This window comes from Rubellimicrobium roseum (assembly GCF_006152145.1).
Lineage (GTDB): Bacteria > Pseudomonadota > Alphaproteobacteria > Rhodobacterales > Rhodobacteraceae > Rubellimicrobium > Rubellimicrobium roseum.
On record NZ_VDFV01000041.1, the window covers coordinates 1 to 13,331 of the forward strand.

Annotated in this window: 13 protein-coding genes; 4 read left to right on the forward strand and 9 right to left on the reverse strand. The window is 68.3% G+C overall.

The features are described 5' to 3' along the window. Positions 1-152: 152 nt before the first annotated feature. From FHG71_RS18160 to FHG71_RS18180, 5 genes are all read right to left on the reverse strand, one after another. On the reverse strand, positions 153-785 hold the full coding sequence (locus tag FHG71_RS18160; RefSeq protein ID WP_139083118.1) for a DJ-1/PfpI family protein: 633 nt from the start codon (positions 783-785) through the stop codon (positions 153-155). Positions 786-862: 77 nt separating this feature from the next. After that, complete coding sequence (locus FHG71_RS18165; RefSeq protein WP_139083119.1) at positions 863-1,819, reverse strand: substrate-binding domain-containing protein; 957 nt, start codon at positions 1,817-1,819, stop codon at positions 863-865. 44 nt (positions 1,820-1,863) lie between these two features. Next, the gene (locus tag FHG71_RS18170; protein WP_139083120.1) at positions 1,864-2,853 is read right to left on the reverse strand and encodes an ABC transporter permease; all 990 of its coding nucleotides are present in this window, start codon (positions 2,851-2,853) and stop codon (positions 1,864-1,866) included. A 13-nt stretch (positions 2,854-2,866) separates the two neighbouring features. After that, complete coding sequence (locus tag FHG71_RS18175) at positions 2,867-4,390, reverse strand: sugar ABC transporter ATP-binding protein (RefSeq protein ID WP_139083121.1); 1,524 nt, start codon at positions 4,388-4,390, stop codon at positions 2,867-2,869. Between the two features lie 20 nt (positions 4,391-4,410). Then, positions 4,411-5,097, reverse strand: a complete 687-nt coding sequence (locus FHG71_RS18180; protein ID WP_139083122.1) for a GntR family transcriptional regulator — start codon at positions 5,095-5,097, stop codon at positions 4,411-4,413. A 96-nt stretch (positions 5,098-5,193) separates the two neighbouring features. On the opposite strand from FHG71_RS18180, the gene FHG71_RS18185 reads away from it, so the two are divergent. The 4 genes from FHG71_RS18185 to FHG71_RS18200 are packed head-to-tail and all read left to right on the forward strand — an operon-like array spanning position 5,194 to position 9,799. After that, entirely contained in the window at positions 5,194-6,204 is a 1,011-nt protein-coding gene (locus FHG71_RS18185) for an Ldh family oxidoreductase (RefSeq protein WP_139083123.1), read from the forward strand. 21 nt (positions 6,205-6,225) lie between these two features. Then, positions 6,226-7,428: an iron-containing alcohol dehydrogenase gene (locus tag FHG71_RS18190; RefSeq protein ID WP_139083124.1), complete on the forward strand. Its 1,203-nt coding sequence runs from the start codon at positions 6,226-6,228 to the stop codon at positions 7,426-7,428. Between the two features lie 43 nt (positions 7,429-7,471). Next, the gene (locus tag FHG71_RS18195) at positions 7,472-8,920 is read left to right on the forward strand and encodes an NAD-dependent succinate-semialdehyde dehydrogenase (protein WP_218014150.1); all 1,449 of its coding nucleotides are present in this window, start codon (positions 7,472-7,474) and stop codon (positions 8,918-8,920) included. A gap of 27 nt (positions 8,921-8,947) precedes the next feature. Then, positions 8,948-9,799 (forward strand): alpha/beta hydrolase, encoded by an 852-nt coding sequence (locus tag FHG71_RS18200; RefSeq protein WP_139083126.1) that lies wholly within the window; start codon positions 8,948-8,950, stop codon positions 9,797-9,799. Positions 9,800-10,085: 286 nt separating this feature from the next. Here FHG71_RS18200 and FHG71_RS18205 read toward each other — a convergent pair whose 3' ends face one another. From FHG71_RS18205 to FHG71_RS18220, 4 genes are all read right to left on the reverse strand, one after another. Beyond that, on the reverse strand, positions 10,086-11,435 hold the full coding sequence (locus FHG71_RS18205) for an MFS transporter (protein WP_139083127.1): 1,350 nt from the start codon (positions 11,433-11,435) through the stop codon (positions 10,086-10,088). A gap of 141 nt (positions 11,436-11,576) precedes the next feature. Next, positions 11,577-12,056, reverse strand: a complete 480-nt coding sequence (locus tag FHG71_RS18210) for a VOC family protein (RefSeq protein ID WP_139083128.1) — start codon at positions 12,054-12,056, stop codon at positions 11,577-11,579. A gap of 225 nt (positions 12,057-12,281) precedes the next feature. After that, positions 12,282-12,530, reverse strand: a complete 249-nt coding sequence (locus FHG71_RS18215) for a DUF1428 domain-containing protein (RefSeq protein WP_425467372.1) — start codon at positions 12,528-12,530, stop codon at positions 12,282-12,284. Positions 12,531-12,610: 80 nt separating this feature from the next. Continuing rightward, positions 12,611-13,315 carry a DUF899 family protein gene (locus tag FHG71_RS18220; protein WP_139083129.1) on the reverse strand — a complete coding sequence of 235 codons (705 nt, stop codon included), beginning with the start codon at positions 13,313-13,315 and terminating at the stop codon, positions 12,611-12,613. Between the last annotated feature and the right edge of the window lie 16 nt (positions 13,316-13,331).

Consider the following 13,331-nt stretch of genomic DNA (forward strand, 5'->3'; position numbering starts at 1 on the left):
ACCTGTTCCTGTCGGCCATCGCGCTCGCAGCCGCCGTCATCTTCTGGCTGCGATAGCGAGTCCTGAGCCTAAGAGGGCTGCAAATCGCGGCTCGGGGCGGAAGCTGCCTGACATCAGCTGATGTCAGACATACGAGCCGACGTTTCCCGGTCTCAGGCGGGCAGCCGTTCCCGCGAGCTCGGTGAGAAGGTTTGGTCCTCGGTATGGATGATCTTCGTGCCCAACACGTTCAGGCATTCACGCATGAAGGCCGCGAGAGCGGTCCAGCCCTTGGCCGAGACCATGTTGCCGTCCACGTAGGCCTCGGTCGGGGACAGGTCGATGTAGGTACCGCCCGCCAGCCGCACCTCCGGCGCGCAGGCACCCAGGCCCGCGACCTTGCGGCCGGTCAGGACGCCGTCCACGGCCATAAGGATCTGGACGCCGTGGCAGATCGTGAAGATCGGCTTGCCGCTCTCGTGGAAGTGGCGCACCATGTCCTGCACCCGCGGGTCGGTGCGGATGTACTCGGGCCCGCGGCCCCCGGCGCAGTAGACGGCGTCGTACTCGGCCGGGACGACCTCGGCGAACGTCTTGTTGATGAGGGCGTTGTGGCCGGGCTTCTCGGTGTAGGTCTGGTGGCCCTCGAAGTCGTGCAGCGAGGTCGCGATCACGTCGCCCGCGGCCTTGTCGGGGCATACGACGTGGACGGTGTGGCCCACGGCCTCCATCCCCTGCTGGAACACGAAGATTTCGTATTCCTCGGTGAACTCGCCGCAGAGCATCAGGATCGATTTGCCGGGCATAGGTTTCTCCTTCGCTTTTCGTTCAGGGGGCGCCCGCCGGGTCGCGGCGGGGCCAGTTTCGTCTGGGCAGGTCGAGATCAGAACGGGGAATCGGGGAAGTAGAACTGCTCCGCGTTCTCCGGCGTGATGAGAGGCGCGTCGAGCAGCACGGTGCCGCGGACCGGCGCCTGGCCGTGGAACTGGGCGGCGGTCATGTAGATCGCGGTCTTGATCATCGAGGGCGGGTAGGGGGTCGAGATGGGGGTGACCGGATCGTTGGCCATCACCTTCTCGATGATGTCCTTCATGCCGTTCCCGCCCAGCGCATAGCGGATCTCGGTGCGGCCGGACTGCTCGATCGCCTCAAGGACGCCCAGGAGCATGTCGTCGTCGTTGGCCCAGACCGCGTCGATATGCGGGTACTTGGCGAGGTAGTCCTGCATCAGGGTGAAGGCCTCATCCTGGTTCCAGTTGGCGTACTGGATGTCGAGGATCTTGATGTTCGTGCCGTCGATCACCTCGGTGAAGCCCTGGATGCGCTCGTCGTCGATGACGGTCGGGATGCCGCGCAGGACCACGATCTCGCCTTCGCCGCCGAGCTGCTCCGCCAGGTACTCGGCGGTGTTCGCGCCCACGGCGATGTTGTTGCCCGCGACGTAGAGGTCCTGGATCGAGGGATCGGTCAGGCCGCGGTCCACCACCGTGATGAAGGTGCCGCCCGCCTTGACCTGCTCGACCGGCCCCGTCAGCTCCTCGGAGGTGAAGGGCAGGATCACCAGCGCGGCGATCTCCTGGCTCGCGGTCAGGTCCTCGAGGGCCGAGACCTGCGCTGTCGCGGAGGGCGAGGTCTTCAGGACGACGTCGATGTCCGGGAAGGCGGCCTCGATCTCCTGCTCCGCCTGCTCGGCGTGGTACACGACACCGCCGGTCCAGCCGTGGGTCGCGGCGGGGATCGAGACGGCGATGACCGTCTTGCCATCCTGGGCCGTGGCGGCGGTGGCGATCAGGGCCGCAAGGGCTGCGGACAGGCCGGCCGTCCTCGCAAAGGTGTTCATGTCTTCTCCTCCTCTGGAATTTGAGCCGCGTTTCTCTGCCGCAGCTATTTGGTGAAGCGGTGGACCAGCATGGCCACGATGATAATGACCCCCTGCACGGCAGCGACGAGGTATTCGGACACGAGGTCGGACAGGACCATGAGGTTCGCGATGGCCTCAAGGATCAGGGCCCCGGCGACGGTGCCCCAGATGCGGCCCTTGCCACCGCGCAGCGCGGTGCCGCCGATCACAACGGCGGTGATGACCTGAAGCTCCCAGAGCTGGCCGGTGGTGGGGGTCGCGGCGCCAAGGCGCGGGACGTAGCAGATCGCGGCCACGGCGACACAGAGGCCTTGGATCACGTAAGCCAAGGTCTGCACCCGCGCCACGGGGACGCCCGAGAAGCGGGCCACCTCGGGGTTGGCGCCGACCGCGGCGCAGCGCCGCCCGTACTTGGTGCGATACAGGAGGAACGCACCCAGAAGGATCACGACCAAGCTGATGAGGATTGGGATCGGGACGCCCAGGACGCTGCCGAAGTAAACCGGGCGGTAGGCGTCGCGCAGGCCGCGGTCGATGGGGAGCGAGCCGCCGTCGGTCATGAAGGTGATCAGCGCGCGGAAGATGCCCATCGTGCCCAGCGTGACGATGAAGGGCTCGATGCGCCCGACGGTCACGATCAGCCCGTTCGCGGCGCCGCAGAGCGCGCCCACCACCAGAGCGGCCGCGCCGCCGACGAGGATGGCCCCGCTGCCGAGCGAGGGCGCCAGCGCGTTCATGATCATGATCATGATGCCGGTCACGAACGCCATCATCGAGCCCACCGACAAGTCGAGCCCGCCCGAGGAGATGACGAAGGTGGCGCCGATCGCGATGATCGCCACGAAGGCGCTGCGCGTGACGACGTTCAGCACGTTCGTCTCGGACAGGAAGCTCGGGTTCACGAGGGCACCCAGCACGAGGATGACGGCCAAGGCGATGAAGGGCCCCGCGTCGCTCCAGCGAATGGGCCAGCTTCGGTCCCGGGCGGCCACCTGGGCGCTGGTGATGCTCATGCGTCGTCCTCCCTCAGGTGTCGTTCCGGCCGCCGGCCGCGGCGTAGACCACGTTCGCGTCCGTGATCTCCTCGCCCGTGAACTCGGCCACGAGCCGCCCGCCGCGCATCACCAGCACGCGATCAGAAAGGCCCACCAGTTCCGGCAGCTCGGACGAGATGACGATGCAGGCCTTTCCGGCCCGCACCAGCCTGTCGATGAAGTCGTAGATCTGGCTCTTGTTGCCGATGTCGATGCCACGCGTCGGCTCATCGATGATCACCACCGACGGGTAGCTCATCATGACCTTAGCCAGCAGGAGCTTCTGTTGGTTGCCGCCGGAGAGCTGGCCCGCGTCGAGATGGACGGTCCGCACCCGAATGTCGTAGTCGCGCACCGCCACATCTAGGGCGGCCGCCTCGCCGGAGCGGTCGAGGACGAAGGAGCGATGCACCTGGTCGAGCGCGAGCAGCGTCAGGTTCGGCGCGAGGCGCTGCTCGAGCAGCAGGCCGCGGCCCTTGCGGTCCTCGGTGAGGTACACCAGGCCGGCGTCGCGCCACGCGGCGACCGAGCGGCGGCCGATGGGACGCCCGTTCAGCACAACGCGGTCGGCGCGGGCGGGGCGCAGGCCCATGAGGCCTTCGAAGAGCTCCGTCCGGCCCGATCCGATCATGCCGCCGATGCCCAGGACCTCGCCCGGCCGGACCTCGAAGGAGCCCGCCTGTGCGCCGTGGCCGACAGAAAGCCCAGTCACCTCGAGCAGTGGTGCCCCGGTCGGCGCCGGGCGCTTGGGCGGGTAGAGCATCGCAAGCTCCCGCCCGACCATCAGCTCGGCCATGGCGCGCTGGGTAAGGCTTGCGGCGGGGTAGGTGCCGATCATCTGGCCGTCGCGCAGGACGGTGATGCGGTCGGCCAGCGCCTCGACCTCCTCGAGCCGGTGGGAGATGTAGAGCACGGCCACGCCCGCCTCGCGCAGCCGCCGCACGATGTCCATGAGCGCCTCGACCTCGGCGTTGGCGAGCACGGCGGTCGGCTCGTCGAGGATGACGAGCTTGCGGGGGTCCAGAAGGGCGCGGGCGATCTGCACGAGCTGGCGCTGCGCGAGCGGCAGGTCGCGGACGAGGTCGCCCGGGCGCGCGGCTGCGCCGATCGAGGCCAGGACCTCGGCCGCGCGGCGGTTCATCGCGCGGTCGTCGACCGTCAGGCCGCGCGTGATCTCGCGCCCCAGGAACAGGTTCTCGGCGACGGTCAGGTCGGCCGCGAGCAGGATCTCCTGATGGACGAGCGCGATCCCCGCCGTCTCGGCCGCCACGGCATCCTCGAAGGCCACCGGCTGCCCGTCCATGACGAGGCGGCCCGCGCTCGGGCGCACATGGCCGGAGAGGAGCTTCATCAGGGTGGACTTACCGGCCCCGTTCTCGCCGATGATGGCGTGGACCTCGCCGGCGCGGATGTCGAGCGTGACCCCGGACAGCACGGTGATCGGGCCATAGGTCTTGCCGAGATCCTCCGCGCGCAGCGTCGGCGGCGCTTCGCGGGGCTTGTCCAGGCTCGGCATGGGGCGGGGGACCGTCATGGTCAGTCGAACGCCGCGAGGAGGCGGTCGCGCGACCGCTCGATGTGCTCGTGCATGGCGGCTGCGGCGTCCGGACCGTCCCCGTCCCGGAAGGCGGCCATGAGGCGGTCATGCTCCTTCAGCGCTTCCTGCGTGACGCGGCTGTGGAACATGAGGCGGAAGATGTGCAGGTGGACGTGCTGGCTGGCCAGCGTGCTGCGGATGACCTCGTTCCCGCCGATACGAAGGATCAGGTCGTGGAAGTCCGCGTCAGCCCGGGCGAAGCTCGAGTAGCGGCTGCTGCGGTCCGGCGCCGTGCCGTCGTGGCGCATCCGGGCGGCGCGCGCCTCCAGTTCCGCCAATCCCTCAGCGGTCATGTTGCGGACGGCCAGGCGGGCGCCCTCGGGCTCGATCAGCAGGCGGAAGCTGTAAAGGTCGTCGAACTGCTTGCGCGTCAGCTGTGGCGCGGCGCTGTAACCGATCAGGTGCGCCTTTCGGACCAGCCCCTCGCGCTCGAGCCGGCTCAGGGCCTCGCGGACGGGCGTCTGCGAGACGTCCAGCTCGCGCGCCAAGCCGTCGATGGTGATGCGGGCGCCCGGCGCGATGTGGAGCGCCATGAGCTGCTCGTAGATGGCGGTGTAGACGCTATCCACGATGCTGGATGGACGCAGCGGGGGCGCCTTGCCTTCCCGTTCCGCCGTGATCCCCATCCGAGCCCCCATCCGGCTTGACACAGCCGCAGTCCTGCCAGATAGCTTCTCTCATGTCAAATATAATATCGTATAGGATCCGGAGGCGAGGCTGGCGTGAACTTCTCGGAGCAGGATCTTCGGAAGCTGGCCGGCGACCTGCTCGTCCGGCACGGCGTGCCGCCTGAAGCCGCGGCTCTCCAGGCCACGGTGCTCATCGAGGCCGAGCTGCGGGGGCTGCCCTCCCATGGCCTCCAGCGTCTCCCCCGGCTGCTGTCGCGGCTCGAGAAGGGGCTGGCGCATCCGACGGCCACGGGTCACCAGGACTGGCGCCGCCCCGGCTTCCTGGCGGTGGACGGCGAGCGCGGGCTCGGCCCGGTCGTGGTGATGGCGGCGCTCGAGGCGCTCGCTCCAAAGGCCGCCGAGACCGGGATCGCCGTCGCCGCGATCCGCAACGCCAACCACATCGGCATGCTGGCCTACTACGCCGAGCAGGCCGCCGAGCGCGGGTTCGTGGGCGTCGTGCTCTGCACGAGCGAGGCGCTCGTGCATCCCTTCGGCGGCACTCGCGCCATGCTGGGGACCAACCCCATCGCCATCGGCATCCCGACCGGGGCCGATCCCTTCGTGCTCGACCTCGCCACCAGCCAGGTTTCCATGGGGCGGATCCATGCCCGCGCGCTGCGGGGCGAGCCGCTCGAGGCGGGCTGGGCCGTCGACGCGCAGGGCCGGCCCACCACGGACGCCGAGGCGGCCAAGCAGGGCGCGCTCGCGCCCTTCGGTGGCGCGAAGGGCTATGGGCTCGGGCTGGCGGTGGAGTTGATGGTGGCGCTCCTCGCGGGCTCCGACCTCGCTCCGGAGGTTCGGGGCACGCTGGACGACACCCATGTCGCCAACAAGGGGGACCTGCTCCTCCTGATCGATCCGCGCGGCGCGGCGGCCGAGGCCTGCGGGCTCGCGGAGTATCTGGACCTTTTGCGCGCCTCGCGCCCGGCCGACCCGGGGCGCCCGGTCGCGACTCCCGGCGACGGCATGCGCGCCCGCCGGGCCGCCGCGCTCCGCGACGGCATCGACCTGCCCGACGCCCTTGTGGCGCAACTCAACGGGGTCCGGGCCGCGATGGCCTGACCCAACCTTCGCGAGGAACGAATGGATCTTTTCGGAACGATCAGGGCGCCTCGGGAGCTGCTGTTTGGATACGGGCAGCGGCATGCCCTGTCGGCTGTCGCGCGCAGGCTCGGGCGGCGGGCGCTCGTCGTGACGGATGCGCGCCTTGCGGCCGATCCGGCCTTTCTGGAGCTGGTCGAGGACCTGCGCCGCGAAGGTCTCGAGGTCCGGGTGGAGCCCGGCGCGCTGCCGGACGTGCCAGTGGACTCCGCGCTCGCCTGCGCCGAGGCCGCGCGGCCCTTCGCACCCGACCTCGTGATCGGGGTGGGGGGCGGGTCCTGCCTCGACCTCGCGAAGTGCGTGGCCCTCCTGCTCACGCATGGCGGACGGCCGCAGGACTACTACGGCGAGATGAAGGTCCCCGGGCCGATCCTGCCGCTGATCGCCCTGCCCACCACCGCCGGGACCGGCTCCGAGGTTACGCCCGTGGCCGTCCTGTCCGACAGCGAGCGCAGCCTCAAGGTGGGGATCTCGAGCCCGCACCTCATCCCCGTGGCCGCAATCTGCGACCCCGAGCTGACGCTGACCTGCCCGCCGGGCCTCACCGCCATCGCCGGGGCCGACGCCATGACCCACGCCATTGAGGCCTTCACGGCCGTGCGCCGGCCCGTCACGCGCCACCTGGCGACCGAGCGGGTCTTCGTCGGCAAGAACGCGATGTCCGACCGGTTGGCACTCCAGGCCATCGCGCTACTTTGGCAGGGGCTGGAGGCGGCCTGCACCGACGGGTCGGACCGCGTGGCGCGCGAGAAGGTCATGATGGGCGCCACCTTCGCGGGGCTCGCGTTCGGCGTGGCGGGGACGGCGGCGGCCCATGCCATCCAGTACCCCATCGGCGCCACGACCCACACCGCCCATGGCACGGGTGTCGCCTGTCTTATGCCTTACGTGATGGAATGGAACCGCCCCGCCATCGCGCCCGAGCTCGAGGAGATCGCGGCGGCCATCGGCCTGGCCGGCGGGGCGGCCGAGGTGATTCCGGCCATCGCCGCCCTCTTCGCGCGCCTCGGCATCCCGGGCTCGCTCAAGGCGCTGGGGCTCGAGGAGGACCGGATCGACTGGGTCGCCGACCAGTCCTGCGGGATCGAGCGCCTCATCCAGAACAACCCCCGTCCGATCGACCGGACCGACATGCGCCGCCTCGTCGCCGCCGCCTATGCGGGCGACCGGGCTCTCGTCCACTGATGCCCAGGAAAGCCCAGTCATGACCCTCGCATCCGTCCTCAACATGAACCCGGACTTCTCCAATCCTGCCCTCCATTCCGAGGGTCAGTACATCGGCGGCCGCTGGTTGCCGGGAGGCGGCATTCCGGTAACGAATCCGTCCACGGGCGCCGTTCTGGCCGAGGTGCCGGACGCGCCGGTCGAGGTCGGGCTCGCCGCCGTGGAGGCCGCCGCGGCCGCCGCCGCCGGCTGGCGCGCGACGCCGCCGCGGCAGCGCTCCGAGATCCTGCGCCGCTGGTGGGCGCTGATGACCGAACGCGCCGAGGAACTGGCGGTGCTCATCTCTCTCGAGAACGGCAAGGCCCTGGCGGACGCGCGCGGCGAGGTGGCTTACGCTGCCGAGTTCTTCCGGTGGTACGCCGAGGAGGCGACGCGCATCCCGGGCGAGTTCCGGACTGCCCCTTCGGGCGCGCACCGTATCCTCGTGGATCACGAGCCGATTGGCGTATCACTTCTGATCACACCGTGGAACTTCCCAGCCGCGATGGCGACGCGCAAGATCGGCCCGGCGCTCGCGGCCGGTTGCACGGTGATCCTGAAGCCGGCCAGCGAGACGCCGCTGACCGCCTTTGCCATGGCGCGGCTGGGCGAGGAGGCCGGCGTGCCGCCGGGCGTGGTCAACGTCCTGACCACCTCGCAGCCGGGAGCGGTGGTGTCCGCGATCTTGGCCGACCCGCGGGTGCGGAAGCTGTCCTTCACGGGCTCGACTCCCGTTGGGCGCCTCCTGCTCGCCGAGGCGGCCAAGTCCGTCGTGAGCTGCTCGATGGAACTCGGAGGGAACGCCCCGTTCCTTGTCTTCGATGACGCCGACCTTCCGGCCGCCCTGGACGGCGCCATGGTGGCGAAGATGCGCAACGCGGGCGAGGCCTGCACCGCCGCCAACCGCTTCTACGTGCAGGATGGTATCCACGACGCCTTCGTGGCGGGTCTGACCGAGCGGATGGCCGCCCTTCGGGTGGGCGCCGGCACCGACCCCGCCACGCAGTGCGGTCCGATGATCACCGCGAAGGCGGTGGCAAAGATAGAAGGGCTGGTCGCGGATGCGGTGGCGCGCGGCGCGCGGGTTCGGACCGGCGGGGCTGCGCTGGACGGGGCAGGTAACTTCTATGCGCCGACGGTCCTCGACAACGTCCTTGCCAGCGCCGCGATGGCGCGCGAGGAGATCTTCGGCCCGGTCGCCGCGGTCTATCGCTTCTCCGACGAAGCCGAGGCCATTCGGCTGGCCAACGACACCGAATATGGCCTTGCTGCTTATGTCTACACGTCCGACCTCCAGCGCGCCTTCCGGGTGGGCCGGGCGCTGGAAAGCGGCATGGTCGCCCTGAACCGTGGTCTCATGTCCGACCCCGCTGCCCCGTTTGGCGGAGCCAAGCAGAGCGGTCTCGGGCGGGAGGGCGGCACGACCGGCATCCTCGAGTTCATGGAAGCCAAGTACTACGCCGTCGACATCTGAAGTATGCGGGTCGGGTGAGAGGCTGGGATGGACAGGCAGGACCCCTACCGCATTCGGGATTACGTTCCGGACTTCGACGCGATCGCGGCCGAGTTCGCCTCGCGCAGCGAAGCCGTGACCCAACGGGCGACTCTTCGGACTGACATCGCCTACGGGCCGGGCCCTCGCGAGACACTCGACCTGATCTTCCCCGACCGGGTCTCCCCGGACGCGCCGCTCCACTTATTCGTTCATGGCGGCTACTGGAGATCGGGAGAGAAAGCCAACTACCGCCTCGTCGCCGAGCCGGTGCTGAAAGCGGGCGGGATCGCGGCCCTCGTCGAGTACGATCTCCTGCCCGGTGCGCGGCTCGCCACGCTGGTTGGGCAGGTCCGACGCGCGGCGCTCTGGCTACAGGAGAATGCTCTAGGATTTGGGGCCGACTCGGGCCGGTTCACGGTCAGCGGCCATTCAGCGGGGGCGCACCTCGCCTCCTACCTTGCTGCCAAGGGGCCGCAGGAGAGCCAGCCGCGTCTTCCGGAGGTCGCTGGACTGCTTCTTGTGAGCGGCATCTACGACCTATCCGAGATCCCTGACAGCTTCTTGAAAGAGGAGGCAGGAATGACGCCCGAGGAGGCCGCAGCTTGGACGCCGATAACTTCCGCCCAACTTCCGGGTCCGCGGCGAACACTGGTCGTCGGCGCGGAGGAAACGCGTCCGTTCCACGACCACGGCCAGCAACTGAGCGATCTTCTGAAGTCGCAGGGACTGGACGCGAACCTGCGAGTCGAGCCTGGCCTCGATCATATGAGCATCGTCCTGGCCCTAGCCGACCCCGACCACCCGCTCGGCCGACATTTCGCTGACATGGTGGCTGGACTAAACGGCTGTTCGCCATAGTCCAAATCCTGACCCCGCAACCAGATTCGAACCCCGTCACAGCAAGTGACGGGGGTTCTATCGTTACGGGCACCGTATACTTCGGGGGTTGCGTCCTCCACAACCAGCTTTCCTTGCGTCTGAACGACAGGCCCGGTTCCGTCTGGGGCGGCGCCCTTGTCGTCCGGAGGGTGGCCTCAGGGTGACCTCGGCCGAGAAGTCTCCGTCCGCGGCCACACCCCCTCTGGCTCCGTGGCCATCCGCATAGCTCCTTTGCCGGCGAAACCGGCACGCCAGCGGCCGCCCGTCAGGCGCCGCTCGACACGATCCCGCCGCGCACGCCGTCGTCCCCAGTCGCGCCGCTCGCATAGGCGTCCGACAACTGCCTGTAGTAGCGCGAGTTGAACGCCAAGATCGTCACCAAGAGCCCGATCAGTCCGGCCACCGTGAACACCAGCGCGATGCCGCGGTCCGGCCCGGTGCCGAACCAGCCACCGATGGCGTCCGCTCCGGCCCCGTCCGTCATGAACGGGATGACGATGAACTGCGTCAGCGGCCCGATCAGAAAGGCTGTGACCGGCGAGGCGGATTGCTCCACTGACTGCGCAAAGCCGAAGACTCGTCCTTGCCGTTCCAGCGGGACCACCTTTTGCAGCGTCGTCTGCTCCGCCGCTTCGGCATAAGGTCCCAAGAGCATCCATACGAAGCACCCCGCCGCCAGCAGCCAGATCGAGGGCTGGATGGTGAAGACGCAGCAGACGGACCACGTCATGACGTTCACCAGCAGCAGGGTCCGAATGGGGTTCTTTCCCAAGCCGGTCTTGGAGATGATGAGCCCGCTCAGGATGAAGGCGGTCGACAGCCCACCGAACATGAGGCCCCACACCTCCACGGAGACGAGCGACAGGCCATAGGCATCCAGGAGCGCCATAAACACGCCTCCCAAAAAGTTGTTGAAGCAGGCGAAGAAGATCAGCGCGAAGAGGCCCGGCACCGCGGCGATCACTTGGATCGTGCCGGCGATGTCGACGCTTCTGGGCTCTTTGGGTGCATCTGCCGATGGCTCCGCCCGGCCCTCGTCGATCCGGATCAGGCTGAGGTGGAGGATTGCCAACAGGGTCGTCGCCAGCGCCAATACCAGGACACCCAGCATGCCGGTGTAGGCCACGAGGAACCCCGAGATCACTGAGGTGGTGAGAAAGCCAATCCCCGTGACCATGCCCACGAGCCCGTTGGCCCTGTCACGGCGATCCTCGGGAATGAGGATGGTGACCAGGGTCGGCAGGGCGATGGAGCGAAGGTTGCCGGCAATGACCCCCAGCATGACCGTCAGGATGAAGGACCACAGATACAGGCTGTAAGGATCGGTGAAGGCGTCCTGTGGTTCCAGCAGCACCATGGCGAGACTGATCGCATAGAACGTCGCAGAGACCGCACTGGAGGCCAGCATCGCCGCCTTCTTGGAGTTGTGATCGACGATGGAGCCGAGCCAGATGCCGAACCCGGCCGTCAGCACCAGGTAGATGCCCGCGATCATGCCCGTCGCGAACACCGAGTGGGTCTCCAGGAATACCCAGAAGGTGATGGCGAACCACACCGTGAAGTTCGTGATGTTGGCCACAAGGTTGTTGACAAGGACGTTGTAGAAGGTCCGCATGTCGGCTTTCCCATGTTGGTGACCGGTCTTTCCCGGCGGGTCCAGCGGTGCTCAGGCGGTCGTTGAGGAAGGCGACGGAAGCAGGACGGGATTAGGTGCCGCTCCGAGCTTCCGCACGTCAGCACCAGGTCGGCCCCACCCTCAGCCTCGCCGGGCCGCCTTGATCGCGGCCACGTCGATCTTGCGCATGCTCATCATGGCGGCGAACGCGCGCTTGGCCTCGTCGCCGCCGGCGGCCAAGGCCTCGGTCAACACGCGCGGCGTGATCTGCCAGTTCACGCCCCAGCGGTCCTTGCACCAGCCGCAGGCGCTCTCCGCACCGCCGTTCCCCACGATGGCGTCCCAGTAGCGGTCGGTCTCCTCCTGGTCGTCCGTCGCGACCTGGAACGAGAAGGCTTCGGTGTGGGGGAACGCCGGCCCGCCGTTGAGGCCGAGGCACGGGATGCCGACGACGGTGAACTCGACCGTGAGGACATCCCCGGCCTTGCCGCCCGGAAAGTCGCCGGGCGCGCGGTGGACGGCGCGGACCGAGCTGTCGGGAAAGGTCCGGGCGTAGAAGGTGGCCGCCGCTTCGGCGTCCTTGTCGTACCACAGGCAGATCGTGTTCTTGGGGGTGGTCATTGCTTCTTGCTCCACTGTCCGCGCCGAACTGCTCGGCGCTCCTGCTGTTGGTGGCGAATGGCACATGCCGATCAGTGCCGTGCCACAACCTTGCGCCTATCGTCACGTCTCAATGGCAGCCGCGGCCTAAGCCTCGACCAGCACCTCGAAGCCGCCGTAGATCATCCGCTTGCCGTCGAAGGGCATCTCCTCTGCCTGCATCTGCTGGTCGTCCATCATCCGCTTCTACGCGTCATCGCGGGTCGCCTTGTCCGGCCACCACACCCAGGAGAAGACGACCGCCTCATCGGCTTTGCGCTGGACGGCCATGCTGAAGGAGGTGACCTGCCCTTCGGGCACGTCGTCGCCCCAGGTCTCCACGCACCGCGTGGCGCCATAGCGCTTCATGATCTCCGCCATCCGGGCGGCGTGATCGCGGTGAAGCGCCTTGTTGGCGGTGGATACCGCGGCCACGAAGCCGTCGATGTAGGCCATGATGGATCTCCCTGTTCAACTAAGTCGCTGAAGCTGTTTGCGCTCTACTGTGTTCGTCTGGCCTTTTACGACCGCTCGGTTCAGCGCCGCCCGGCCCAGTTGAGCGAAGGATACCAATCCGACCGCCGCCCCGCCGGGCTTATGTCGAGGACGTGCCAGAGCGGATCGAACTCGGGAGGGTCGCGGGGGTCCTGGCCCGGATCGCTTTCGGTCATCTCGGAGGAGTAGAAGTGACGGATGAGATCGCCATCCTTGCGGAAGACGTTGGCTCCTGGAATGTCGGCATCCTCGGGGTGGACCCAGTCGCGGGTATAGTCGCCCGAGACATCGCTGTAGACCGGCAGGTCGGGCATGCCGAGCTCGCGTTTGGCCTCGACCAGTCGTAGCAGCGGCGATCGGGCCACGAAGGCGATGCCCAGATTCTCTCGGATGGCGGGGACCCGCAGGGCAAGGGCGTTCATCAGGCCCGTGCACATCGGGCAGGGGTTCTTGCGCTGCGGTCCGAACATGTAACTGTAGACGAAGACCGCGTCGTGACCGCCGAAGAGGTCGGCGAGGCTCACCTCGCCGTCCTCGCCATCGAAGCGGTAGTCCTTGGTCACCACCGCTCCGGCTGGCAGCCCGCGCCGCTCGGCGGCGATGCTCTCGATCTGGCGACGAAGCTCATACTCGCGCACCAGCAGCCGCTGACGTGCGGCCCGGTACTCATTCGACTCCCCGAGCTGCCGGATCGGGTTGCGGGCGGCCAGCGCCTCGGCTGGCTCAAGGGTGAAGTCGTCGGGCATGGTCATTCTCCTTGAG

What these genes read in the sequence shown, in the direction of transcription:
- FHG71_RS18160 (WP_139083118.1), bottom strand. Translation starts at nt 785, where the DNA reads ATGCCCGGCAAATCGATCCTGATGCTCTGCGGCGAGTTCACCGAGGAA.
- FHG71_RS18165 (WP_139083119.1), bottom strand. Translation starts at nt 1,819, where the DNA reads ATGAACACCTTTGCGAGGACGGCCGGCCTGTCCGCAGCCCTTGCGGCC.
- FHG71_RS18170 (WP_139083120.1), bottom strand. Translation starts at nt 2,853, where the DNA reads ATGAGCATCACCAGCGCCCAGGTGGCCGCCCGGGACCGAAGCTGGCCC.
- FHG71_RS18175 (WP_139083121.1), bottom strand. Translation starts at nt 4,390, where the DNA reads ATGCCGAGCCTGGACAAGCCCCGCGAAGCGCCGCCGACGCTGCGCGCG.
- FHG71_RS18180 (WP_139083122.1), bottom strand. Translation starts at nt 5,097, where the DNA reads ATGGGGATCACGGCGGAACGGGAAGGCAAGGCGCCCCCGCTGCGTCCA.
- FHG71_RS18190 (WP_139083124.1), top strand. Translation starts at nt 6,226, where the DNA reads ATGGATCTTTTCGGAACGATCAGGGCGCCTCGGGAGCTGCTGTTTGGA.
- FHG71_RS18195 (WP_218014150.1), top strand. Translation starts at nt 7,472, where the DNA reads ATGAACCCGGACTTCTCCAATCCTGCCCTCCATTCCGAGGGTCAGTAC.
- FHG71_RS18200 (WP_139083126.1), top strand. Translation starts at nt 8,948, where the DNA reads ATGGACAGGCAGGACCCCTACCGCATTCGGGATTACGTTCCGGACTTC.
- FHG71_RS18205 (WP_139083127.1), bottom strand. Translation starts at nt 11,435, where the DNA reads ATGCGGACCTTCTACAACGTCCTTGTCAACAACCTTGTGGCCAACATC.
- FHG71_RS18210 (WP_139083128.1), bottom strand. Translation starts at nt 12,056, where the DNA reads ATGACCACCCCCAAGAACACGATCTGCCTGTGGTACGACAAGGACGCC.
- FHG71_RS18215 (WP_425467372.1), bottom strand. Translation starts at nt 12,530, where the DNA reads ATGGCCTACATCGACGGCTTCGTGGCCGCGGTATCCACCGCCAACAAG.
- FHG71_RS18220 (WP_139083129.1), bottom strand. Translation starts at nt 13,315, where the DNA reads ATGCCCGACGACTTCACCCTTGAGCCAGCCGAGGCGCTGGCCGCCCGC.